At 70.3% G+C, this 22,815-nt stretch carries 18 protein-coding genes; 17 read left to right on the forward strand and 1 reads right to left on the reverse strand.

What is annotated here, in order from left to right:
• The first annotated feature begins 14 nt into the window (after positions 1-14).
• From mreC to SLW55_RS20450, 13 genes are all read left to right on the forward strand, one after another.
• Positions 15-1,121 (forward strand): rod shape-determining protein MreC, encoded by a 1,107-nt coding sequence (gene mreC, locus SLW55_RS20390; protein ID WP_267092826.1) that lies wholly within the window; start codon positions 15-17, stop codon positions 1,119-1,121.
• A complete protein-coding gene (gene mreD, locus SLW55_RS20395; protein WP_010343694.1) occupies positions 1,118-1,603 on the forward strand; it encodes a rod shape-determining protein MreD in 486 nt (161 codons plus the stop codon). Before mreC ends, mreD begins: the two co-directional genes overlap by 4 nt.
• A gap of 1 nt (position 1,604) precedes the next feature.
• Positions 1,605-3,665 (forward strand): penicillin-binding protein 2, encoded by a 2,061-nt coding sequence (gene mrdA / locus SLW55_RS20400; protein ID WP_017907586.1) that lies wholly within the window; start codon positions 1,605-1,607, stop codon positions 3,663-3,665.
• Entirely contained in the window at positions 3,662-4,768 is a 1,107-nt protein-coding gene (gene rodA, locus SLW55_RS20405; RefSeq protein ID WP_017907587.1) for a rod shape-determining protein RodA, read from the forward strand. Before mrdA ends, rodA begins: the two co-directional genes overlap by 4 nt.
• A gap of 325 nt (positions 4,769-5,093) precedes the next feature.
• A complete protein-coding gene (locus SLW55_RS20410) occupies positions 5,094-6,434 on the forward strand; it encodes an AcvB/VirJ family lysyl-phosphatidylglycerol hydrolase (RefSeq protein ID WP_320745632.1) in 1,341 nt (446 codons plus the stop codon).
• Complete coding sequence (locus SLW55_RS20415; RefSeq protein WP_267121999.1) at positions 6,431-7,861, forward strand: glycosyl hydrolase family 28 protein; 1,431 nt, start codon at positions 6,431-6,433, stop codon at positions 7,859-7,861. Before SLW55_RS20410 ends, SLW55_RS20415 begins: the two co-directional genes overlap by 4 nt.
• A 274-nt stretch (positions 7,862-8,135) precedes the next feature.
• On the forward strand, positions 8,136-9,275 hold the full coding sequence (locus tag SLW55_RS20420; RefSeq protein WP_295943047.1) for an NAD(P) transhydrogenase subunit alpha: 1,140 nt from the start codon (positions 8,136-8,138) through the stop codon (positions 9,273-9,275).
• A 3-nt stretch (positions 9,276-9,278) separates the two neighbouring features.
• Positions 9,279-9,593 (forward strand): NAD(P) transhydrogenase subunit alpha, encoded by a 315-nt coding sequence (locus tag SLW55_RS20425; protein ID WP_017909700.1) that lies wholly within the window; start codon positions 9,279-9,281, stop codon positions 9,591-9,593.
• Positions 9,594-9,597: 4 nt separating this feature from the next.
• On the forward strand, positions 9,598-11,004 hold the full coding sequence (locus SLW55_RS20430) for an NAD(P)(+) transhydrogenase (Re/Si-specific) subunit beta (RefSeq protein WP_320745633.1): 1,407 nt from the start codon (positions 9,598-9,600) through the stop codon (positions 11,002-11,004).
• Positions 11,005-11,069: 65 nt separating this feature from the next.
• Complete coding sequence (locus SLW55_RS20435; RefSeq protein WP_267103894.1) at positions 11,070-12,461, forward strand: NAD-dependent succinate-semialdehyde dehydrogenase; 1,392 nt, start codon at positions 11,070-11,072, stop codon at positions 12,459-12,461.
• 195 nt (positions 12,462-12,656) lie between these two features.
• On the forward strand, positions 12,657-13,793 hold the full coding sequence (gene mltB / locus SLW55_RS20440; RefSeq protein WP_152180747.1) for a lytic murein transglycosylase B: 1,137 nt from the start codon (positions 12,657-12,659) through the stop codon (positions 13,791-13,793).
• Positions 13,790-15,280: a septal ring lytic transglycosylase RlpA family protein gene (locus tag SLW55_RS20445; RefSeq protein WP_267122002.1), complete on the forward strand. Its 1,491-nt coding sequence runs from the start codon at positions 13,790-13,792 to the stop codon at positions 15,278-15,280. The genes mltB and SLW55_RS20445 overlap by 4 nt, the downstream gene beginning before the upstream one ends.
• A gap of 149 nt (positions 15,281-15,429) precedes the next feature.
• Positions 15,430-16,641: a D-alanyl-D-alanine carboxypeptidase family protein gene (locus SLW55_RS20450; RefSeq protein WP_017913472.1), complete on the forward strand. Its 1,212-nt coding sequence runs from the start codon at positions 15,430-15,432 to the stop codon at positions 16,639-16,641.
• Positions 16,642-16,799: 158 nt separating this feature from the next.
• Here the strand turns inward: SLW55_RS20450 and SLW55_RS20455 are convergent, their stop codons facing one another.
• A complete protein-coding gene (locus SLW55_RS20455) occupies positions 16,800-17,855 on the reverse strand; it encodes a lipid A deacylase LpxR family protein (protein WP_150409629.1) in 1,056 nt (351 codons plus the stop codon).
• A gap of 356 nt (positions 17,856-18,211) precedes the next feature.
• On the opposite strand from SLW55_RS20455, the gene SLW55_RS20460 reads away from it, so the two are divergent.
• From SLW55_RS20460 to SLW55_RS20475, 4 genes are all read left to right on the forward strand, one after another.
• A complete protein-coding gene (locus SLW55_RS20460; protein ID WP_010343116.1) occupies positions 18,212-18,490 on the forward strand; it encodes a YbeD family protein in 279 nt (92 codons plus the stop codon).
• On the forward strand, positions 18,478-19,185 hold the full coding sequence (gene lipB / locus SLW55_RS20465) for a lipoyl(octanoyl) transferase LipB (protein WP_267099716.1): 708 nt from the start codon (positions 18,478-18,480) through the stop codon (positions 19,183-19,185). The genes SLW55_RS20460 and lipB overlap by 13 nt, the downstream gene beginning before the upstream one ends.
• A gap of 22 nt (positions 19,186-19,207) precedes the next feature.
• The gene (gene lipA / locus SLW55_RS20470; RefSeq protein ID WP_043094712.1) at positions 19,208-20,218 is read left to right on the forward strand and encodes a lipoyl synthase; all 1,011 of its coding nucleotides are present in this window, start codon (positions 19,208-19,210) and stop codon (positions 20,216-20,218) included.
• A 232-nt stretch (positions 20,219-20,450) separates the two neighbouring features.
• Positions 20,451-22,628 (forward strand): carboxy terminal-processing peptidase, encoded by a 2,178-nt coding sequence (locus SLW55_RS20475; RefSeq protein ID WP_017908122.1) that lies wholly within the window; start codon positions 20,451-20,453, stop codon positions 22,626-22,628.
• Positions 22,629-22,815 lie beyond the last annotated feature (187 nt).

Below are 22,815 nucleotides of genomic sequence, written 5' to 3' on the forward strand. Positions count from 1 at the left end.
CCCGGCTTTAGCCCGTGCCTCCTTACGCCGGTCCTCCCGTCACCGCCCGCCCCGGCGAATCCGCCAGCACGCCGCGCCTGTTGGCCTACCTGGCGTTGGCGCTGGTGCTGATCGTGCTCGACGCGCAGGCCGACTGGCTGGCCCGCCTGCGCAGCCAGGCCACGGTGCTGGTGCAGCCGATCTGGGCGCTGGCCGGCCTGCCCGGGCGGCTGGGGTCGCAGGTGCAGGAGAACGCGGCCAGCCACGCGCAGCTGGTCAAGGAAAACCGCGCGTTGCGCAACGAACTGCTGATCGCCAAGGCGCGCCTGACCCGGCTGCAGACCGCGGCGCTGGACAACGCGCAGCTGCGCGAACTGCTGGGCGTGGCCGAGCGCCGCGGCCTGGACGTGCAACTGGCGCCGATCCTGGACATCGACCTGGACCCGACCCGGCAGCGCCTGGTGCTCGATGCCGGCAGCCGCGACGGCGTGCACGTCGGCCAGGCGGTGATCGACGCCGGCGGCCTGATGGGCCAGGTGATCGCGGTGACCCCGCTGCACTCCACCGTGCTGCTGCTGACCGACCCCGACCACGCGGTGCCGGTGACGGTGGCGCGCAACGGCGTGCGCCTGATCGTCTACGGCCGCGGCGGCAGCCTGGAACTGCGCGACATCCCGCTCAGCGCCGGGGTCGAGGTGGGCGACGAGATCGTCACCTCCGGGCTGGGCGGCCGCTTCCCGGCCGGCTTCCCGGTCGGCACCATCTCCGCCCTGCGCCCGGACGACACCCACGCCTTCCTGGTCGGCGAACTGAAGCCGGCGGCGAAGCTGGACCGCGGGCGGGATGTGTTGTTGTTGAAGAGCCGGGAATGGGGAATCGGGAATCGGGAATTGGCGACGCCTGCCGCAGCGGCAGCGGAAGGAGCTTCGCCCGTGGCTGGAGCCGCACAAAGCGGTGACGCCAAGCCAGCGCAGGGCGTGACTCAAGCCCCCGCAACCGGCGCCGCCGCCTCGACATCGCCGAACGTGCACCCATCCGCCACCGCGTCCACCCCGCCGCCGACCAAGCCGGCACGCGCGACATCCGATTCCCGATTCCCGAATCCCGATTCCCGCCCGGCTCCAAAGGAGACGGGCCAATGAGCCGCCTGCGCAGCAAAGGCTGGGTGCTCCCGGTCAGCGTGATCGTGGCGCTGTTGCTGGGGTTGATGCCGTTGCCGTTGGTGGTGCAGCCGCTGCGGCCGTACTGGCTGGCGCTGGTGGTGGCGTACTGGGTGATCGAGACCCCGGACAAGGTCGGGCTGGGCTTCGCCTTCGCGGTCGGGGTGCTCGCCGATCTGCTGTACGGCGGGGTGCTGGGCGAGCAGGCGCTGCGCCTGGTGATCCTGAGCTTCATCCTGCAGCGCTTCCGCGCGCGCATCCGCTTCTTCCCGATGTCGCAGCAGGCGCTGGCGATCGGCGGCCTGCTGGTCAACGACCGCATCGTCGCCGCGGCGGTGCACCTGGCCGTCGGCGAGCCGACCCTGCCGTGGAACTACTGGTGGGCGCCGCTGCTGGGCATGGCGCTGTGGCCGCCGCTGTTCGTGCTGCTGGACGCGCTGCGGCTGGGCCGGCGGAGCAAGTAGCATGGCCCTGCATCCGCGTCGCGCGCAGAAGAACCCGCACGCCGAGGCCGAGCAGTTCCGGCGCCGCGCGGCGCTGGGCTTCCTGTGCGTGCTGCTGGCGCTGCTGGGCCTGGGCGCCTGGTACTTCAAGCTGCAGGTGCTGGACCACGACATCTACGCCACCCGCTCGGACGCCAACCGCATCAAGCCACGGCCGGTGGTGCCCGGGCGCGGCATGATCTACGACCGCAACGGCCGCCTGCTGGCCGAGAACGTGCCCGCGTTCCGGCTCGACGTGACCCCGGACAAGGTCGCCGACATGGACGCGCTGCTGGCCGAGCTGGGCAAGGTCATCGCGCTGTCGCCGGAAGACATCGAGCGGTTCCAGGCCGCGCGCAAGGCCAGCCGCAGCTTCCGCCCGATCACCCTGAAGCTGCGTGTCAGCGAGGAGGAGCGGGCGCGCTTCGCGGTGGACCGCTGGCGCTTCCCGGGCGTGGAGCTGGAACCCTACCTGACCCGGCACTACCCCTACGGCGACCTGTTCGCGCACATCATCGGCTACGTCGGCCGTATCGACGAGAAGGACCTGGAGACGCTGGGCGAGGGCAACGCCGCGCTGACCCACATCGGCAAGTCCGGGCTGGAGCGCTATTACGAGGAGCAACTGCGCGGCAAGGTCGGCTACGAGCAGGTCGAGACCAACGTGCAGGGCCGCGCGATCCGCACCGTCGGCCGGGTGCCGGCGCAGTCCGGCGCCGACCTGCGCCTGTCCATCGACGCCGACCTGCAGCGCGCCATGGTCGCCGCGTTCGGCGACTACCAGGGCTCGGCCATCGCCATCGATCCGCGCACCGGCGAGATCCTGGCGATGGTCAGCCTGCCGTCCTACGACCCCAACCTGTTCGTCAACGGCATTTCCCACGCCGACTTCCAGGCGCTCAACAGCGACCCGTCGCGGCCGCAGTTCAACCGCCTGGTGCTGGGCGGCGTGGCGCCCGGCTCCACCATCAAGCCGTTCATGGGCCTGGCCGGCCTGGACAGCGGCACCCGCCGCCCGGAGGACAAGATCCTCTCCACCGGCATGTTCTATCTGCCCGGGGTCAGCCGCGGCTGGGGCGACTCGCACCGCGGCGGCCACGGCTGGACCGACCTGCGCAAGTCGATCGCGCAGTCGGTGAACACCTACTACTACAAGCTGGCCATCGACATGGGCATCACCAAGGTCGACCAGTACATGACCCGCTACGGCTTCGGCGTGCCCACCGGCATCGACCTGGTCGGCGAGACCGGCGGCATCGTGCCCTCGCCGGCGTACAAGGCCAAGAGCCGCAAGGAAGCCTGGTACCCCGGCGACACGGTCAACATCGCCATCGGCCAGGGCGACTGGAAGGTGACGCCGCTGCAACTGGTGCGCGGGGTCGCCGGCCTCGCCGACGGGCAACTGCGCACGCCGCATCTGGTGATGGCCACGCGCCAGGCCTTCGATCAGCCGTGGGCGCCGGTGCAGCCGGAGCCGAGCAAGCCGATCAGCGACAACCCCAGCAACCTGCAGGCGGTGCGCGAGGGCATGATGGACACCATGCGTCCGGGCGGCAGCGGCTATGCCATCACCGTCGGTGCGCCGTACCAGATGGCTGGCAAGACCGGTACCGCGCAGGTGGTCAGCCGCAAGGGGCTGGCCGCGGTCGATCCGCGCAGCCTGCCGATGCACCTGCGCCACCGTTCGCTGTTCGAGGGCTTCGCGCCCGCCGAGCGGCCGACCATCGCCCTGGCGATCGCGGTGGAAGGCGGCGGCTACGGCGCCAGCACCGCCGCGCCGATCGCGCGCAAGATCTTCGATGCCTGGCTACTCGGCCGGTTGCCGCCCGGCGTCGAACCGCTGGACAGCCTGCGCGGCGCCACCGCGTTCGGCAGCCACCTGTACTACGCAGAAGATCCCGGCTCGCGCGCCGCCGCCGATGCGGTCGCCCTGGCCGCCGGCGAACGCCCGGTGCTGATCGGCCAGGCAGAGGTGGATGCGGCGGTGGTGCCGCTGCAGTCCGCAGCGCCGGCGATCCCCGACGAGATTCCGGACGAGCGATGAAGGATTTCCTGCGCTGGCTGGTCGACATCGGCGGCCGCTTCACCCGTACCCTGGACTGGCCGCTGTGCCTGGCCCTGGGCGCGCTGATGGCGATGGGGCTGGCGGTGCTCAAGAGCGCCGGCGGCATGCACCTGGTGATGGCGCAGGGCGCGCGGTTCGCCATCGGTGCGGCGGCGATGTGGAGCCTGTCGCGGGTGTCGGCGCTGCGCCTGCGCGCCTGGACCCCGCTGATCTACGCGCTGTCGATGCTGCCGCTGCTGGCGGTGTTCGTGCTGGGCACCGGCAAGTACGGGCGGCAGTGGCTGGACCTGAAGGTGTTCTACCTGCAGCCGGCCGAGCTGTTGAAGATCAGCATGCCGATGATGGTGGCCTGGTACCTGCACCGCATGCCGCTGCCGCCGCGCATCCCGACCGTGCTGGTCAGCGCGGTCATCATCGGCATTCCCACCGCCTTGATCATGCTGCAGCCGGACTTCGGGACCGGCGTGCTGATCGCCGCCAGCGGCGGCTTCGTGCTGCTGCTGGCCGGCCTGCCGTGGTGGTGGGTGGGCATCGCCGTCGGCGGCGTCGCCGCGGCCGCGCCGGTGGCCTGGCTGTGGCTGCTGCGGCCCTACCAGAAGGACCGCATCATGATGTTCCTCAACCCGGAGAACGACGCGCTCGGCGCCGGCTGGAACATCATCCAGTCCAAGATCGCGATCGGTTCCGGCGGCCTGCACGGCAAGGGCTGGGGCATGGGCTCGCAGTCGCACCTGAACTTCATTCCCGAGCAGACCACCGACTTCGCGTTCTCCGTGCTCAGCGAGGAGTTCGGCTGGATCGGCGTGGCCACGGTGATGACCCTGTACCTGATCGTGATCGGGCGCTGCCTGTGGATCGCCTCGCAGGCGCGCGACACCTTCTCGCGGCTGCTGGCCGGCGCCACCGGCCTGGCGTTCTTCGTCTACGTGCTGGTCAACGGCGGCATGATCTCCGGACTGCTGCCGGTGGTCGGCGTGCCGATGCCGCTGATGAGCTACGGCGGCACCTCGGCGGTGTCGCTGCTGGCCGGGCTGGGCCTGGTGATGGCGGTGAAGGCGCACCGTCCGGTGCACGGCTACTGAACCAGCGCACGGCGTTCGACGCGCCCTGGCTTAACCGCAACCTTGCAGGCAGGTGACGGCATTATTGCGGCGCATGTCGTGCATCCGCACAATGCGCGTCGATGCCACGTGACGCGGGCCGCTCCCCCCGGCCCACAGGTGTGCAGGAACTTCCGGGTAGGCAGGTGCGACCCCGCGCATCCATCCCAGCCCACATCGCCGAGGCATCCTCCGCAGCGCATCCGCCGATCCGGGCTCCGGCCCACCCGTCTGCGTCGTCCGCCGCTGCCTCGTCGTTCCCGTGGTTGTCCAGAGGCTCGGCGTTGGCCGGGATGGATGCGTGTCGATGAAATTCCTGCGCGTGTTGCTGTTGACGAGCGTGGTGCTGGGCCTGAGCGGCTATGCACTGCTGCGCTATTACTTTCCGCCGGGGGCGCTGCATGCCCGTGGCTACGGGCGCACGACCCTGGTGCATCCGCAGGGGGCGCCGCAGGGGCTGGTGATCCTGCTGGCCAGCGGCAGCCCGGCGCAGCGGCAGGACGCCGCGCGGCGCATCGCCGCCAGCGGCGCGCTGGTCGCGGTGGTCGACGGCCAGCGCTATCTGAAGCACTTGCGTCATGGCGGCCACGGCTGCGACAAGGCCTGGCACGATGCCGAACGGCTGAGCCGGCGGCTGCAGCGGCAGTTGCACGGCGACAGCTACTACCTGCCGGTGCTGGCCGGCACCGGCACCGCCGCGACCCTGGCCGCGCGCATCGTCGGCGCGGCGCCCTCCGCGACCCTGGGAGGCGCCATCGGCGTGGCGCCGGCACCCACCGAGGTCTGTGCCGGCACCGCCGCCGCGACCGCTGCGCAGGGCTTTGTCGACACCGTGGCCGCGCCGGCCGACGGCGGCGTGGATGCCGCGCTGGCCGCGCGGGTCGCCGCGCATCTGCATGCGCGCGGCCGCGGCGGCGCGCTGGACGATCTGCCGCTGACCGAGCTGCCCTCGGCGACCCCGGGCGCACCGCTGGCCATCGTGCTGTCCGGCGACGGCGGCTGGCGCGACATCGACAAGGGCATGGCCGAAGCGCTGCAGCGCCGCGGCATCGCCGTGGTCGGCTGGGACAGCCTGCGCTACTTCTGGCGGGCCAAGCCGCCGGCGCGGGCCAGCGCCGACCTGAGCCGGGTCATCGCCTACTACCAGCAGCGCTGGCGTCCGCAGAAGATCCTGCTGGTCGGCTATTCCTTCGGCGCCACCACCCTGCCGTTCATGGTCAACCGACTGCCACAGGCGCAGCGCGAGCAGGTCGGCCTGGTCGCGTTGCTGGGCCTGGAACACAAGGCCGATTTCCAGATCCGCGTGCGCGGCTGGCTCAACCTCGGCGACGACGACGACGCACTGCCGGTGCAGCCGGAACTGGCGCGCATTCCCGCGGCGCAGTTGCTGTGCGTGTACGGCGACAAGGAAAAAGATACGCTCTGCCCGCAATTGCGCGCGCGTGGAGCGGAGGTGGTGGTGTTGCACGGCGGTCACCATTTCGATCAACACCCGGCCGGGCTGGCGACGATCGTCGACGACCGCTGGCAGCAATTGTCCGCCGACGCGCGCCTGCCGGTCGCCGAGCTGCCGGAGCCGCATCCTGCGGCCGCTGCGGCGTCGCCCGCCGCCACGCTGCCGCCGTCGCACGCCGCGCTCCGGCAATGAGCAAGCCTGTGCGCGTCGCGCTGGTGTCCGGCGGCGTACTCGCCGCCGCTGCGTTCGTTGGCGCTGCCGCGACCGGCGATTCCCGCCACGTGGTCGAACCGCACTTGCCGCCGGTGTGCATGGCGCTGGATGCCACCCTGCAGGCGCAGCAGCGCCGCTTCGCCGACGCGCAGGAGCGCAGCGCGCCGGACACTGCGCGCATCCAGGCCGCGCTCGACCGCTGCGCCGCCGGTGCGCACGGCGCGGTGCTGCTGCGCGCCGGCAGCGGCAACGCCTTCCTCAGCGGACCGTTGACGATCCGCAGCGACACCACGCTGGCGATCGACAGCGGCGTGACCCTGTTCGCCTCGCGTCGGCCCGCCGACTACCAGGTGCCCGGCCGCAACGCCTGCGGCCAGGCCGCGGCCCGCAGCGGCGGCTGCCGCGCGCTGATCACCCTGCAGGGGCGCAGCCTGGGGGTGATGGGCGTGCGCGACGGCGCCGGCCACCAGGGCACTATCGACGGCCGCGGCGACCTGCCGATGCTCGGCGGCAGCGACAGCTGGTGGCAGTTCGCGCGCGGCGCCAAGGCCGCCGGCCAGACCCAGAACGCGCCCGACCTGATCCGCGCGCAGGACGTCGCCGATCTGCAGCTCTACCACGTCAACCTGGTCAACGCGCCGTACTTCCATGTCTTCGTGCACGGCGGCGACGGCGTCACCGTGTGGGGCGTGCGGGTCAGGGCGCCGGCCAACAGCCCCAACACCGACGGCCTGGATCTGGACAGCGTGCGCAATGCGACCCTGGCCGACAACGACGTGATGGCCGGCGACGACGGCATCGCGATCAAGACCAGCGCGGCGCGCTCGGCCGACATCACCGTGCGCGACTCGCGCTTCTACGGCACCCACGGCATCTCCATCGGCAGCGAGGTGATGTACGGCGTCGGCAACGTGCTGGTGGACGGCAATCGCCTGGTCGGCCACGACGCCGACGGCATCGTCGCCACCGACAACAACGGCCTGCGCATCAAGACCGGCCTGGCCAAGGGCGGACCGGTGCGCGACGTGCTCTACCGCAACACCTGCCTGTTCGATGTGGCCAGGCCCCTGGTGATCACGCCGCTGTACGGCCACGACCACGGCGGCAGCCGCAGCGGCAGCGTGCCGAGCTTTGCCGGGATCGTGGTCGACGGACTGCGCGCGCAGGACACGCCCGCCGGCAAGGGCAGTACGGTGCAGGGCTACAGCGCCGCGACACCGCTCGAGCTGGTGCTGGCGCACGTGGCCGCCGATGTCGCCACGCTGCATGCCAGCAATGCGCGCATCGGCGTGGACCAATCCGACCTGCGCTTGAGCGAGGACAGCAGCGCGGCCTCGACCTATGCGACCACGCTCGCCGGGTCGATTCCAGCCTGCAGCAGCGCGCCGGTGTTCCCGGCCCTGTAGCCCGCGCGCGCAACGCCGGCGGCCACTCGGCGCGCGCCCGCGTGGCGCGAGCGGTCGGTGCCCGCGTCTTGCGGCTTTGATGGCGTGCGCCGCCACGCACTGCAATCGTCCGCACGTGACGCCATGGCCCTGTCACACCACAGCGTTCCGCCGCCTAGCTGCGGACATCGCGCGCGTTCTTTTGCGCGTGATGCGGCAGCGCGCTTGATCCGGATCAATGCCCGCGCGTCGGCCGGCGCGCACAGTGCACGCGTCCTCCAAGCGAGCCGCGATCATGGCGTTCACTGTTGCAGTCCTGAGGGAAGAACAGGCCGAGGAGCGCCGCGTGGCGATGGTGCCCGCGGTGCTGCCGAAGCTGGCCAAGTTGGGCGCGCAATTGCGCCTGCAGGCCGGTGCCGGCGGCGGTTCGCGGCTGCCGGATGCGGCCTATGCCGGCGCCACCGTGCTCGACGATGCGCAAGAGGTGGTGGCCGGTGCGGACCTGCTGCTGGCCGTGCAGGCGCCATCGCTGCGCACGGTGGCGGCGCTGCGCCCGGGCAGCATGCTGATCGCGATGCTGTACCCGGCCAAGCTGCCCGGCCTGCTGGAGCTGCTGTGCGAACGCCGCATCACCGCCTTCGCGATGGAGACGGTGCCGCGTATCAGCCGCGCGCAGGCGCTGGATGTGCTGTCCAGCCAGGCCGCGCTGGCCGGCTATTACGCGCCGCTGCTCGGCGCCGTGCATCTGCCGCGCATCCTGCCGATGATGACCACCGCGGTCGGTTCGCTGCGTGCCGCGCGCGTGCTGGTGATGGGCCTGGGCGTGGCCGGCCTGCAGGCGCTGGCCACCGCGCACCGGCTTGGCGCGATCACCGAAGGCTACGACGTGCGTCCGGAAACCCGCGAACAGGCGCAGTCGGTCGGCGCGCGCTTCGTCGACACCGGCATCGATGCGCGCGGCGAGGGCGGCTATGCGCGCGAACTCAGCGCCGAGGAGCGGGTCAAGGCCGCGGCGGTGCTGACCCAGCACATCCAGCAGGCCGATCTGATCATCACCACCGCCAACGTGCCCGGGCGCACCGCGCCGATCCTGATCGACCGCGAGCAGATCGCCGGCATGAAGCCCGGCGCGGTGATCGTGGATCTCGCCGCCGACAGCGGCGGCAACTGCGAAGGCAGCGTGCCGGGGCAGACCGTGGAGGTCGGACCGGTCACCCTCGTCGCCCCGCGCAACGTGCCTTCGGCGCTGGCCCAGCACGCCAGCGAGCTGTACGCCAAGAACCTGCTGGGGCTGCTCGACCTGCTGGTGCGCGACGGCGCACTGGCGCCGGACTTCGACGATGCGGTGGTCGCCGGCACCGCGCTCACCCATGACGGCCGCCTCTGCCACCCACCGGTGCCGGCCGCCGCGCCCGTTCCCACCAAGGAGTCCTGAGTCATGTCCCTCGATCTGTCGATGAGCTGGCTGATCGCGTTGTACGTGTTCATGCTGGCCGCGTTCACCGGCTACGAAGTGATCGGCAAGGTGCCGTCGATCCTGCACACGCCGCTGATGTCCGGGTCCAACTTCGTCCACGGCATCGTCGTGGTCGGCGCGATGCACGCGCTGTTCAATGCCGACACCGTCGCCGGCCAGGCGATCGGTTTCGTCGGCGTGCTGCTGGGCGCCGGCAATGCCGCCGGCGGCTACGTGGTCACCGACCGCATGCTGGCGATGTTCAAGCCCAGCGCCGCGCCGGCCGCGAAGGAGTAGCGCCATGCTCTCGCTCCTGGTGGAATTGAGCGGGTTCGCCGCCGCGTTGCTGTTCATCCTCGGCCTCAAGCGCATGTCCTCGCCGGTGACCGCGCTGCGCGGCATCGTCCTGGCTGGGATCGGCATGCTGGTGGCGGTGGCCGCCGCCTTCGGCTATCTCGCCGACCTGCAGCCCGCGGCGCGTCCGCACGCGCTGACCAACCTGGCACTGGCGCTGCTGGCGTTGCTGCTGGGCGGTGCCTGGGCCTGGCGCAGCGGCCGCCGTGTCGCGGTGACCGCGATGCCGCAGATGGTGGCGCTGTACAACGGCATGGGCGGCGGCGCCGCCGCGGCCGTGGCCGCGGTCGCGCTGACCGCGCGGCAGCCGCAGCAGGGCGGCCTGCATCTGGCGGTGACCGTGCTCGGTGCGCTGATCGGCGCGATCTCGTTGTCCGGCTCGGTGATCGCCTGGGCCAAGCTCGATGGCCGCATCGACACCGCGTGGCGGTTCAAGGGCCAGAGCGCCTTCAATGCTGCGGTGTTCCTGGCCGCGCTGGTGCTGGGCACGCTGGTGGTCACCGGCACGGGCGGCGCCTGGGCGGCGCCAGCGTTCTTCATCGCCGCGCTGGGCTTCGGCGTGCTGATGACGCTGCCGATCGGCGGCGCCGACATGCCGGTGGTGATCTCGCTGTACAACGCCTTCACCGGCCTGGCGGTGGGCCTGGAAGGCTTCGCCCTGCAGAACCCGGCGCTGATGATCGCCGGCATGGTGGTCGGCTCGGCCGGCACCCTGCTGACCGTGCTGATGGCCAAGGCGATGAACCGCTCGCTGGGCAACGTGCTGTTCAGCAATTTCGGCGACGGCGCCGCGGTCGTGCAGGGCGACGTGCAGGGCCGCATGACCGCGGTCGAGCCGGGCGATGCGGCGACGTCGATGCGCTACGCCTCCAGCGTGATCATCGTGCCCGGTTACGGCCTGGCCGTGGCGCAGGCGCAAGGGCGGCTGTACGAACTGGTGAAGCTGCTGCAGGCCGCCGGCGTCGACGTGAAGTTCGCCATCCATCCGGTCGCCGGGCGCATGCCCGGGCACATGAACGTGCTGCTGGCCGAAGCCGGGGTGCCCTACGACCTGATCTACGACATGGAGGACATCAACGACAGCTTCGCCAGCACCGACGTGGCGCTGGTGATCGGCGCCAACGACGTGGTCAACCCGGCGGCGCGCACCGACAAGGCGTCGCCGATCTACGGCATGCCGATCCTCAACGCCGACCAGGCGCATCAGGTCTACGTGATCAAGCGCGGCCAGGGCAAGGGCTACGCCGGCGTAGAGAACCTGCTGTTCTACGGCGACAACTGCGACATGGTCTACGGCGACGCCGCCGCGGTGCTCAACCGCATGGTGCAGGCGGTGAAGGAACTGGCCGCCTGACCCAACCGCTTCCCGCGCCGGCGCGAGGCGTCCGGCGCTTTCCGACCTTCCACGAGGACACCACCATGACCTATGCGACCCGCAATCCCTATACCGGCGAATTGCTCGCCAGCTTCCCGGAGGCCACCGATGCGCAGGTACTGGCCGCGATCGATGCCGCCGACGCCGCGTTCCAGCAATGGAAGCAGGCCCCGTTCGCCGAACGCGCCAGGGTGATGCATGCCGCGGCGCGGCTGCTGCGCGCCAACACCCGCGAGTACGCATGCCTGCTGACGCTGGAGATGGGCAAGCTGATCGGCGAGGCCGAAGCCGAGGTGCGGCTGTCGGCGGACATCTTCGAGTACTACGCGGTCAACGCCGAGCGCTTGCTGGCGCCGGAGCATCTGCCGGTGGCCGATCCGGCCGAGGGCAGGGCGATGGTGGTGCACGAGCCGCTGGGCGTGCTGCTGGCGATCGAACCGTGGAATTTCCCGTACTACCAGATCGCGCGGATCATCGCCCCGCAACTGTCGGCCGGCAACACCGTGCTGCTCAAGCACGCCTCCAACGTCCCACAATGCGCGGCCAAGTTCGAAGCGCTGATGGCCGAAGCCGGGCTGCCGGCCGGGGCCTTCGCCAATCTCTACGCCACCCGCGGCCAGGTGGAGACCATCCTCAACGATCCGCGCGTGCACGGCGTGGCGCTCACCGGGTCGGAAGGCGCCGGCGCCATCGTCGCGGCCCAGGCGGCCAAGGCACTGAAGAAGTCGACCATGGAACTGGGCGGTGCCGACGCCTTCGTGGTGCTGGACGATGCGCCGCTGGAGAAGACGGTGAAGTGGGCGGTGTTCGGCCGCCACTGGAACGGCGGGCAGGTCTGCGTGTCGTCCAAGCGCATGATCGTGGTGCAGGAGGTGTACGACGAATTCCTGCAGCGCTACCGCGCCGGCGTGGCGGCGCTGCGTGCCGGCGATCCGATGGATCCGGCGACCACTCTGGCGCCGCTGTCTTCGCAGGGCGCCGCCGACGACCTGAAGCGGCAGATCGCCGAGGCGGTCAGGCATGGCGCCACCGCGACCGAGGTCGGGCCGCCGGTACCCGTGCATGGCGCGTTCGTGCAGCCGACCCTGCTCACCGACGTCGCCCCGGACAACCCGGCCTACCACCAGGAATTCTTCGGCCCGGTGTCGATGCTGTTCCGCGCCCGGGACGAGGACGACGCGGTACGCATCGCCAACGATTCGCCGTTCGGCCTGGGCGGCTCGGTGTTCACCGGCGACGATGCGCGCGGCGTGGCGGTGGCCAGGCGCATCTCCACTGGCATGGTGTTCGTCAACCACCCGACCATGGTCAAGGCCGACCTGCCGTTCGGCGGCGTGCGCCGTTCCGGCTACGGGCGCGAACTGATCGGGCTGGGCATCAAGGAATTCGTCAATCACAAGCTGATCGACGTGGTCGACATCGACGCGCCGTTCTGACTGGGCGCCATGCGTAGGCCAGGCCGCCGGGGGCAACCCCGGCGGCTTTTTTGTGCCGTCGCCACGCCCGGGCCGGGGCGCGCACTCGGTGCATGCGGGCGGGTCATGCTGCGGGCGCACTTGACCTGGGGCAAAGTTCTTTTGTTTCATGGCGTTATTGGTAGAAATTCATCTTGAATCTGTTAGTCTGCCGGCATGATCCGACGCTCGCTGATTTGCCTGCTCACGCTTGGCCTGGTCGCATGCGCGACCCAGCCCAAGGCGCCTCCGTCGCCGCCGCAGGCCAGCGCGCCGCCGCCTGCACCGCGTCCGGCTCCGCCGGCCGAGGCCGCGCCGGAAGTGGTGCAGGCGCCACCGGTGGACCTGACCCCGGTGCCGTTCGAGGTCGCCCGCGCCAACTTCGTCCGCGACACCGCGGCCAGGTACGGCATCGATCCGGCGCAGATCGAGGCGACCCTGGCGCAGGCGCAATTCAAGGATGCGATCGTCGCGGCGATGTCGCGCCCGGCCGAGCGGGTCAAGCCGTGGAGCGAGTACCGGCCGATGTTCATTAGCCAGGCGCGGATCGACGGCGGTCGCGCGTTCCTGGCCACGCACCGCGACGAATTGCAGCGGGTGCAGGCGCGCACCGGCGTGCCGGCCGAGGTCATCGTCGCGATCATCGGCGTGGAAACCAGCTACGGCAAGAACGCCGGCTCCTACCGCGTGCTGGATGCGCTGTACACGCTGGCGTTCCGCTATCCGCGCAGCGGCGACCCGGCCAAGCTCGAGCGCGAGGTGCGCCGTGAACTGTTCTTCCGCGATGAGCTCGGCCAGCTGTTCGCGCTGGCCCGCGAGGAGAACCTGGACATCACCGGCCTGATCGGCAGCTATGCCGGCGCGATGGGCCTGGGCCAGTTCATGCCGTCCAGCTACCGCCAGTTCGCGGTCGATGGCGACGGCGACGGCAAGCGCAACCTGTTCACCGACTACGATGACGCGTTCTCGTCCATCGCCAACTACTTCGTCAAGAAGGGCGGCTGGGTGCGCGACGGCGTGGTCGCGGTGCCGGCGACGCTGCGCCCGGGCGCCGAGGAATTCAATCCGACCGACTGGACGCCGACCTACACCCTGGCCGATCTGGCCGCGCGCGGCTACACGCCGACCGCGCCGGTGCCGGCGGCCGCTGGCGGCGCCACGCCGATCACGCTCGACGGCAGCGCCGGCAAGCAGTACTGGCTGGGCTTTCAGAACTACTACGCGATCACCCGCTACAACAATTCCAAGATGTACGCGATGGCCGTCTACCAACTGTCCCAGGCCATCGCCGGCAAGGAGTTACCCCCGGCATGAACCCGAACGCGCTGCTCCGGATCGCTCCCGTCGTCGCTGTGCTGGCGCTGGCCGCCTGCAGCAGCGCCCCGAAGAAGACCGCCGGCGGCGCCGGGCCCGGCATCCGGGTCGAGGGCAAGGGCCCGGCGCACGTCGCCACCGGTTGTCCGTCGACCTCGCCCTACGCGCCGGCCAAGGAAGATCCGTCCAAGCGCGGCAACTACACCGCCGGTGGCCTGTATGCGCCCGGCGTGCGCGACAGCACCCCGGACTACGTGCCCAACGTCGCCTGCATTCCCGAGCCGCTGGTCACCGACGAGCCGCGCTCGGCGATCGGCAACCGCTCCCCGTACATGGTGCTGGGCCGCGAGTACGTGGTCATCGACGATCCGCACAGCTACGTCGAGCGCGGCACCGCCTCTTACTACGGCAGCAAGTTCCACGGCCGGCTGACCTCCAACCGCGAGGTCTACGACATGTACGCGTTCACCGCCGCGCACAAGACCCTGCCGCTGCCCAGCTTCGCCCTGGTCACCAACCTGGACAACGGCGAGTCGGTGGTGGTGCGGATCAACGACCGCGGTCCGTTCCACGACGACCGGCTGATCGACCTCAGCTACGCGGCGGCGGTCAAGCTCGGCATCACCGGCAAGGGCACCGGCCGCGTGGAAGTACGCGGACTCACTCCGGCCGACAACGGCGACCTGCTGGCGCGGCGCGGCACCGGCCGGCGCCCGGCGACGCTGCTGGCCAGCGCGTCCACCGCCACCGCCACACGCGATCCCGCGGCGGTGCGGCGCGCGGCGGACATGGACAATCTGGTCAAGACCCTGCCGGTGACGTCGGCCGGATCGGCCGGCGGCCGCGTGGCCGCCGCCGCGACCACGCCGGCGCGTGCCGTGCCGGTGGCTGCCGTGGTCGCGCCTACCGCCGCCGCGGCGACCGCCACGGCCGCGGCGCTGCCGGAAGGCGAGCGTTGGCGCTATCGCGTGCAGGACGCGCCGGGCCGGGTCGGCGATGCCGATCGTTTCGACGCCTGGATGAAGTCGCGCGGTGTGCGCGTGGCCACCGGCAAGCCGGCCACGCCCGCGCCCAGCGTGGCCGCAGCGAGCACCCCGGTGCGCGGATCCCGCGGCACCGCGACGGCCAGGCCCGCTGCCACTGCGACCGCCGTCCTGGCTGCCCCGGCCGTCGCAGTGGCGACGCCGGCAGCGCCGCCTCCCGCACCGGTCGCCAGCGCCGCGTCGCGCGCCGACGATGACAGCGCGCGCGGACCGCTCGGCATCCTGCTGCAGGTGGCCAGCTTCGCCAGCCGCGAGAACGCCAACCGCGCGCTGTCGCAATTGGCCTCGGCCGGCATCGTCGGCGCCAGCATCAGCGACATCGTCTCCGGTGGCCGCACCCTGTGGCGGCTGCGGGTGGCGGCCGAGGACCATGGCCGCGCCGCCGAGCTGGCCACGCGCATCGCCGGCCTGGGCTTCGGCCGGCCGCAGATCGTCAAGGATTGAGGCCGCGTGCCCGCCACGGCGGGCGGTCGGCGCGCCGATGGCTTAACGCCGGTTCGCGCGCGTGCCCGCGCCGCGCCTGCCCGGGCGCCGGCTCGGCCTACAATGTCGCGTTTTCCATCGGCCTTCGGGCCCGCCAGGAGTCGTTTTAGATGAAATTCCGCTTCGCCGTCGCTGCCGTGGCCACGTTCGCCGTCGGCCTGGTTTCCGCGCAGACGCCCGGCCCGGTTCCCGCGCCGCCGGCCGCCGCTGCCGCCGCTCCGGCCACCGTGGCGATCCCGCCCGCGCCCAAGCCGGCCGTCTCCAAGTCCTGGGTGCTGATGGATTACGCCACCGGCCAGGTGCTGGCCGGCGAGAACGAGCACGAACGCGTGGCCCCGGCCAGCATCACCAAGGTCATGACCTCGTACGTGATCGCGGCCGAATTGAAGCTGGGCAAGATCACCCGCGACGACCAGGTCATGCTCAGCGAGCGCGCCTGGCGCGAGGGCGGCGCCGGCACCGACGGCAGCTATAGCGGCTTCCCGGTCAACAAGACCGCGCGCCTGGAAGACATGGAAAAGGGCATGGCGATCCAGTCCGGCAACGACGCGGCGATCGCGCTGGCCGAACACACCGCCGGCAGCGAGGAAGCCTTTGCGTCGCTGATGAACGAGTACGCGAAGAAGATCGGCATGACCGGCTCGCACTTCGTCAACGCCCACGGCCTGTCGGCCGACGGCCACTACACCACCGCCTACGATCTGGCGCTGCTGGGCCGGGCGATGGTGCGCGACTATCCGGAAACCTACGCGTACAACAAGATCAAGGAATTCCGCGTCGGCGACATCACCCAGCCGAACCGCAACCTGCTGCTGTGGCGCGACCCCAGCGTGGACGGCATCAAGACCGGCCACACCTCCGAGGCCGGCTACTGCCTGCTCAGCTCGGCCAAGCGCGGCGACCAGCGCCTGATCGCGGTGGTGATGGGCGACAGCTCCGAGAAGCAGCGTGCCGAGGACAGCCTGGCGCTGCTGAACTGGGGCTTCCGCTTCTTCGAGACCCACAGCCTGTACGAGCCGGGCAAGCAGGTCGCGCAGCAGCGCGTGTGGAAGGGCACCGAGAAGCAGGTGCTGCTGGGCGTGGCGCAGCCGCTGCTGGTCAGCGTGCCGCGCGGCCGCTACAACGAACTGAAGCCGGCGATCGAAGTGCCCAAGACCCTGGAGGCGCCGATCAAGCAGGGCCAGCAGATCGGCATGGTCAAGGTGAGCCTGGACGGCAAGGTGGTGGCGCAGGCCCCGCTGGTGGCGCTGAAGGCGGTCGACGAGGCCGGTTTCTTCAAGCGCCTGTGGGACAGCTTCTGGATGTGGTGGGAATCCGAATGATTTGTTTGAAAAAAGCCGGCTGACGCCGGCTTTTTTCTTGGGAATGGAGAATCGGGAATCGGGAATGGGTAAAGCGGTGTACTGCCACCTGCCGGTTTGGTGGGGAGATCGGAGGCCCGCTTTTGCCATTCCCTATTCCCCATTCCCCATTCCCAGCCTCAAAGCTTCCGACTCACCGTAAAGCTCCCGAACACCGGCGTCTGCCGCTGCAGGTCGAACTCGCGGGTGCGCCAGTAGCGGGCGAGGGCGAACTTCCATTTGCCGCGCATCACCGCCAGGCCGATGCCGGCGTCGCCGACGAAGGGGCGCTTCTTCACGCTGTGGCTGTCGCGGAAGGTGTTGCCGTCCAGGGTGATGTCGCGCAAGACCCAGCGTCCATCGCTGGTCACGAACAGATGCGCCGACCAGCCGCTGCCGACGCTGTCGGCCGGCGGGGCGACGTTCTCGCCGGCGGGGCGCAGCGGCGAACTGCCGAAATCGTCCGGCAGCTTCCAGCCCAGGCGCAGTTCCATGCCGGCATTGGCGTGGGTGTCCAGCGTGCCCAGCGCGCCGCCCCAGTGGCTGATCGCGTCCCACCCCCAGCCGTCGCGGCTGCCGTCGCCGGACCAGCGGCGCAGCCGTTCGTGCAGCACGCGGAACACCGGTTCGTCGTGCAACTGGTTGTCCCAGCCCTGGAACTTGGCGTCGCCGAGCAGGGCGTGCACCGCATCCTGCACCTGCTTGCCCTGCGCCGACGGGCCGATCAGGCCCAGGGTGAGTTGGGTGGTACGCAGGCGGTCGTCGTTGCGCGCGTTGTAGCCGATGTTCATCAGCAACAGGCCGGCGTAGGGGCGGTCGTCCTCGATCAGGTCGCGGCGGGTCTTGTCGGTGGGGGTGAACAGCGCTTGCCCGACCGCGAAGGTCATGTTGCGCTGGGTGAAGTCGCTGTTCGGCTGCAGCCAGGTCAGGGCGCGGTTCGCCGCCCGCGCCAGCCGCGGCAGGCAGGGGTCGTCGGTGTAGTCGCGCAGGTTCGGCGAGACGATGATCAGGCCGAACCCATTGGTATAGCCCTGGTCCTGGCCGGCGCCGCCGAACAGGTCGTTGTCGACGCGGACGTTGACCGTGGGCGCGGTCGCTTCCAGGGTGTCGCGTGGGCATTGCGCGGTGGCGACGGCGGGCGCAGCCGCGGCGGCGAGGGCGACAGCCAGCGGAAGCAACGGGCGGGATGACGGCATGAGCGGCGTCTCTGATCGGAAAGGGAGTGAGCGGCGATGTACGCCTGCAGGCAGTCGGTGCCGGCGCCACCCCGGACCATGAACGCAGCCCGTGCAGTGAAGGATAGGCAAAAGCGCCGTAGCGGACAAATTCGTCCGTTTGGGTTTGTCTGTCCCATTCGCCCTCTTGCCGCGTGAAGGCGATGGTGCGCAATGACCCGCGCAGGAGGGGGGCACCCCCGCGGCGCGCGGCCGCGCCGCACTGGTGTCTTGCGCGCGGTCGGATCTCCGTGCTGCGCGGCTCCGGGATCCCGGGGCGCTGTCTGCGCACCGCGGCCGGCCTTGGGTTTGCCCGGCGCCGGCCCGATAATGCGGACATGGACATCACTTCCGATAACCCCGATCACGGTTTCCAGTTCCCCGGCGTGTTCGAACTCAGCGCCATGGGCACCGCCAACACCGGCCTGGAGGCCGAACTGCCGCGCCTGCTCGCCGCGGCCGGCGTGGAGGTGATGGAGGAGCGCATCAGCTGGAAGCATTCGTCCAACGGCAAGTACGTGTCGGTGCGCATCGCCTTCCGTGCCGTGGACCGCGCCCAGTACGACGCCGCGCATCAGGCGCTGCGCGAACACCCGGAAGTGAAGTGGACGCTGTAGCCGGGGACGCGCCAGTGGCGCCGGCACTGACGCTGCCGCCGTGCGGCGTCCGCCAGCTCGGCCGCCAGCCCTACGAGCCGGTGTGGCGGGCGATGCAGCGCTTCACCGATGCGCGCGACGAGGCCACCCCCGACGAACTTTGGGTTGTCGAACACGAGCCGGTGTTCACCCTCGGCCAGGCCGGCAAGCCGGAACACGTGCTGGCGCCCGGCGACATCCCGGTGCTGCAGGTCGATCGCGGCGGCCAGGTCACCTATCACGGCCCCGGCCAGCTGGTGGTGTACCCGCTGCTGGACCTGCGCCGCCTGCACATCGGCGTGCGTGACTACGTGTGCCGGATCGAGCAGGCGATCATCGACACCCTCGACGAATGGAACATCCTCGGCGAACGCCGCGACGGCGCGCCGGGCGTCTACGTCGGCGGCGCCAAGGTCGCCGCGCTCGGCATCCGCGTGCGCCGCGGCTGCACCTTCCACGGCCTGTCGTTCAACGTGGCGATGGACCTGGAGCCGTTCCACCGGATCAATCCCTGCGGCTACCAGGGCCTGCAGGTGACCGCGGTGCTAGACTTGGGCGGTCCCTCCGGCATGCAGGCGGTCACTCCGGTCCTGCTGGCCCAACTGGCGCGCCAGTTCGGGCTGACCCTGCAGCCGCTCGACGCCTTGCCCGATCTTTCGCTCACGCACGCGGCTTGACCGCCTGCCCGCCGACCACGCCATGACCCAGCCCAGCGCACGCTCCATTCCCTTGCAGGTCCTTTCCGGCGACAGCGCGCCCGCGCCGCTGCAGACCGGCGTCAAGCAGTTGGGCGGCGACAAGATCGCGCGCTCGCCGGTGCAGTTCGCCGACGCGCCGGTGCTGCGCAAACCGTCGTGGATCCGCGTGCGCATTCCCTCCGGCAATGCGGTGCAGAACCTCAAGGCCAAGCTGCGCGAGAACCGCCTGGTCACCGTCTGCGAAGAGGCCAGCTGCCCGAACATCCACGAGTGCTTCGGCCACGGCACCGCCACCTTCATGATCCTCGGCGAGGTCTGCACCCGCCGCTGTTCGTTCTGCGATGTCGCGCACGGCCGGCCCAAGCCGCCGGACGCCGGCGAGCCGGCCAGCCTGGCGCAGACCGTGGCCGACATGGGCCTGAAGTACGTGGTGGTGACCAGCGTCGACCGCGACGATCTGCGCGATGGCGGTGCCCAGCATTTCGCCGACTGCATCGGTGCGATCCGCGTCGCCGCGCCGACCACCCGCATCGAGATCCTGACCCCGGACTTCCGCGGCAAGGGCCGCATGGACCGCGCGCTGGAGATCCTGGCGACCAATCCGCCGGACGTGTTCAACCACAACATCGAGACCGTGCCGGACCTGTACCCGAACGTGCGTCCCGGCGCCGACTACCAGTGGTCGCTGACCCTGCTGAAGAAGTTCAAGGCGCAGCATCCGGCCATCGCCACCAAGTCCGGCATCATGCTCGGCCTGGGCGAGACCCTGGAGCAGGTGCAGGCGACCCTGCGCGACCTGCGTGCGCACGACGTGGACATGGTCACCATCGGCCAGTACCTGCAGCCGACCGCCCATCACCACCCGGTGATGCGCTACTGGACGCCGGACGAATACAAGGCGCTGGAGGAATACGGCAACGCGCTGGGCTTCAGCCACGTCGCCTCCGGGCCGATGGTGCGTTCGTCCTATCACGCCGATCGCCAGGCGGCTGGCGCCGGCGTCGCCGCCTGAATCGCGTCCTCCTGAGCCGCGTCGTCGATCGCGCCTTTGCGCGGCGGCGACGCGCGTTCGTCGCCGCAGGACGACCGTCCGCGCGGCTCGCACCGGCAGCGTTCACATTTCTGCGCAAGCCGGCAGCTAGTCTGCTTCATGAACAGGTGACACGGCCTGCAACTTGCGTCACTGTCGTGTTGTCTCACGCGATGTGCTGCCCCCCTGACGGCCTGGTGCCGAGAGTCCCCAGATGAAATTCAAAGCTTCCGCCTTCCTGCTGGCGTTTGCGCTGACCGCACCGCTGGCGCTGTTCGCCCGTACCGATGCGCCCGCCCTGCCGGCCGCTGCCACCGCCGACCAGGCCACCACCGCCAAGCTGGTATACGGCCTGCTCTCCGACAGCCGCTACGCCTACCGGCCGCGCGCCCTCGACGAGGCGACCTCCAAGGAGGTCTTCAAGAAGTATCTGGAGACCCTGGACGGCAGCAAGCAGTTCTTCACCCAGGCCGACGTCGACAAGTTCGCCAGCTTCCAGAACAACCTTGGCGCCAACATCGCCTCCGGCCAGCTGGAACCGGCGTTCCAGATCTTCGCCGTGTACCGGCAGCGGGTGGACGAGCGCATCGCCTACGCGCGCAAGCTGCTCAAGCAGGACTTCAACTTCGACGGCGACGAGAAGTTCGAGTACGACCGCAAGAATGCGCCGTGGGCCAAGGACGACCAGGAACTGGATGCGCTGTGGCGCAAGTCGGTGATGAACGACTGGCTGCGGCTCAAGCTCGCCGGCAAGAAGCCGGAGGACATCCGCAAGACCCTGGACAAGCGCTACGCCAACCTCGACGACTCGGTGAAGGAACTGAAGAGCGAGGACGTGTTCCAGTTCTTCATGAACGCCTACACCAACACGGTCGATCCGCACACCGACTACTTCACCCCGCGCACCGCCGAGAACTTCAACCAGCAGATGTCGCTGTCGCTGGAAGGCATCGGCGCGCAGCTGCAGAAGCAGGATGACCTGGTGGTGATCCGCGAGGTGATCCCGGGCGGTCCGGCCGCGCTGGACGGCACGCTCAAGCCGGGCGATCGCATCGTCGGCGTCGGCCAGGGCAAGAGCGGTCCGGTCGAGGACGTGATCGGCTGGCGCATCGACGACGTGGTCGCCAAGATCCGCGGCGACAAGGACACCCAGGTGCGCCTGGAGTACATCCCCGCCGAAGCCGGCGTGGACGGCAAGCATCGCCAGGTGCTGCTGACCCGGCAGAAGGTGCGCCTGGCCGAACAGGCCGCCAAGGGCGAGACCATCGAGCTGCCGGCCAAAGACGGCGAGCCGGCGCGGCGCATCGGCGTGATCAAGCTGCCCGCGTTCTACCAGGACTTCGAAGGCCGCCGCCGCAACGCCAAGGACTATGCCTCGGCGACCCGCGACGTGGCCAAGCTGCTGGCCGGGTTCAAGACCGACAAGGTCGACGGCGTGGTGCTGGACCTGCGCAACAACGGCGGCGGTTCGCTGGACGAGGCGATCGAGCTGACCGGCCTGTTCATCGAGCAGGGCCCGGTGGTGCAGGTGCGCGAATCCGGCGGCCGCGTCACCGTCAACAGCGACCAGAACCCGGCCGTGGCCTGGGACGGCCCGCTGGCGGTGCTGATCAACCGCGGCTCGGCTTCTGCGTCGGAGATCTTCGCCGGCGCCATCCAGGATTACGGCCGCGGCCTGATCATCGGCGAGACCAGCTTCGGCAAGGGCACGGTGCAGAACATCGTCGACCTGGACCGCTGGCCGGCCAACGAGACCGACCGCTTCGGCCAGGTCAAGCTGACCATCGCCCAGTTCTTCCGCGTCAGCGGCAGCAGCACCCAGCACAAGGGCGTGGTGCCGGACATCGCCTTCCCGGCCAGCGTCGATGCCACCGAGTTCGGCGAAAGCACCTACGACAACGCCCTGCCGTGGAGCCGCATCGCCGCGGTGCCGCACACCCAGTACGGCAATTTCGCGCCGCTGCTACCCAAGCTGGAGGCGCTGCACACCACGCGCATCGCCAACGACAAGGAATTCCAGTGGTGGGAAGAGGACGTGCGCCAGTTCCGCACCGAGGCGGCGAAGAAGTACGTGGTGCTCAACGAGGCCGAGCGCCGCGCCGAGCGTGAAAAGCAGGACGCGCAGCGCAAGCAGCGCCAGGAGATCCGCAAGCAGCTCGGCCTGCCGCTGGATCCGCTGGCCGACGACAGCAGCGACGACGGCCTGACCGGCAACGAGCGCGACATCGTCAAGGACGCCGCGCGCGAGAAGCTGGTCGACAAGCGTCCGGATCCGCTGCTGCGCGAATCGGCCTCGATCCTGAGCGATGCGGTCAACCTGCTGGAGAAGGACCGCCCGCTGTCGGTGCAGGTGCTGCCGCAGTCCACCGGCCCGGGGCGCTGGGCCGACTGAGCCCGCGCGCTAGCGTCGCAAAAGCCAACGCGCCATCGCCCAGCGGTGGCGCGTTTTTTGTGGGAGCGGCTTCATGGCATCTCTCGCAATCTGTTTCCGCCACGGGCAGGCGGATTCTGCTTGCCCGGTAGGAGGGTAATTTCGCGATCAGGTTGCTCCCACATCCCGCGTCGTCGCGACGACGCGA

The sequence above is a fragment of the Xanthomonas sp. LF06-19 genome, assembly GCF_034105425.1.
Taxonomy (GTDB): Bacteria; Pseudomonadota; Gammaproteobacteria; order Xanthomonadales; family Xanthomonadaceae; genus Xanthomonas_A; species Xanthomonas_A sontii.

Bases quoted from the DNA above. Each gene is read 5' to 3' on its own strand.
- mreD (WP_010343694.1), top strand. From the start codon at position 1,118: ATGAGCCGCCTGCGCAGCAAAGGCTGGGTGCTCCCGGTCAGCGTGATC.
- mrdA (WP_017907586.1), top strand. From the start codon at position 1,605: ATGGCCCTGCATCCGCGTCGCGCGCAGAAGAACCCGCACGCCGAGGCC.
- rodA (WP_017907587.1), top strand. From the start codon at position 3,662: ATGAAGGATTTCCTGCGCTGGCTGGTCGACATCGGCGGCCGCTTCACC.
- SLW55_RS20410 (WP_320745632.1), top strand. From the start codon at position 5,094: ATGAAATTCCTGCGCGTGTTGCTGTTGACGAGCGTGGTGCTGGGCCTG.
- SLW55_RS20415 (WP_267121999.1), top strand. From the start codon at position 6,431: ATGAGCAAGCCTGTGCGCGTCGCGCTGGTGTCCGGCGGCGTACTCGCC.
- SLW55_RS20420 (WP_295943047.1), top strand. From the start codon at position 8,136: ATGGCGTTCACTGTTGCAGTCCTGAGGGAAGAACAGGCCGAGGAGCGC.
- SLW55_RS20425 (WP_017909700.1), top strand. From the start codon at position 9,279: ATGTCCCTCGATCTGTCGATGAGCTGGCTGATCGCGTTGTACGTGTTC.
- SLW55_RS20430 (WP_320745633.1), top strand. From the start codon at position 9,598: ATGCTCTCGCTCCTGGTGGAATTGAGCGGGTTCGCCGCCGCGTTGCTG.
- SLW55_RS20435 (WP_267103894.1), top strand. From the start codon at position 11,070: ATGACCTATGCGACCCGCAATCCCTATACCGGCGAATTGCTCGCCAGC.
- mltB (WP_152180747.1), top strand. From the start codon at position 12,657: ATGATCCGACGCTCGCTGATTTGCCTGCTCACGCTTGGCCTGGTCGCA.
- SLW55_RS20445 (WP_267122002.1), top strand. From the start codon at position 13,790: ATGAACCCGAACGCGCTGCTCCGGATCGCTCCCGTCGTCGCTGTGCTG.
- SLW55_RS20450 (WP_017913472.1), top strand. From the start codon at position 15,430: ATGAAATTCCGCTTCGCCGTCGCTGCCGTGGCCACGTTCGCCGTCGGC.
- SLW55_RS20455 (WP_150409629.1), bottom strand. From the start codon at position 17,855: ATGCCGTCATCCCGCCCGTTGCTTCCGCTGGCTGTCGCCCTCGCCGCC.
- SLW55_RS20460 (WP_010343116.1), top strand. From the start codon at position 18,212: ATGGACATCACTTCCGATAACCCCGATCACGGTTTCCAGTTCCCCGGC.
- lipA (WP_043094712.1), top strand. From the start codon at position 19,208: ATGACCCAGCCCAGCGCACGCTCCATTCCCTTGCAGGTCCTTTCCGGC.
- SLW55_RS20475 (WP_017908122.1), top strand. From the start codon at position 20,451: ATGAAATTCAAAGCTTCCGCCTTCCTGCTGGCGTTTGCGCTGACCGCA.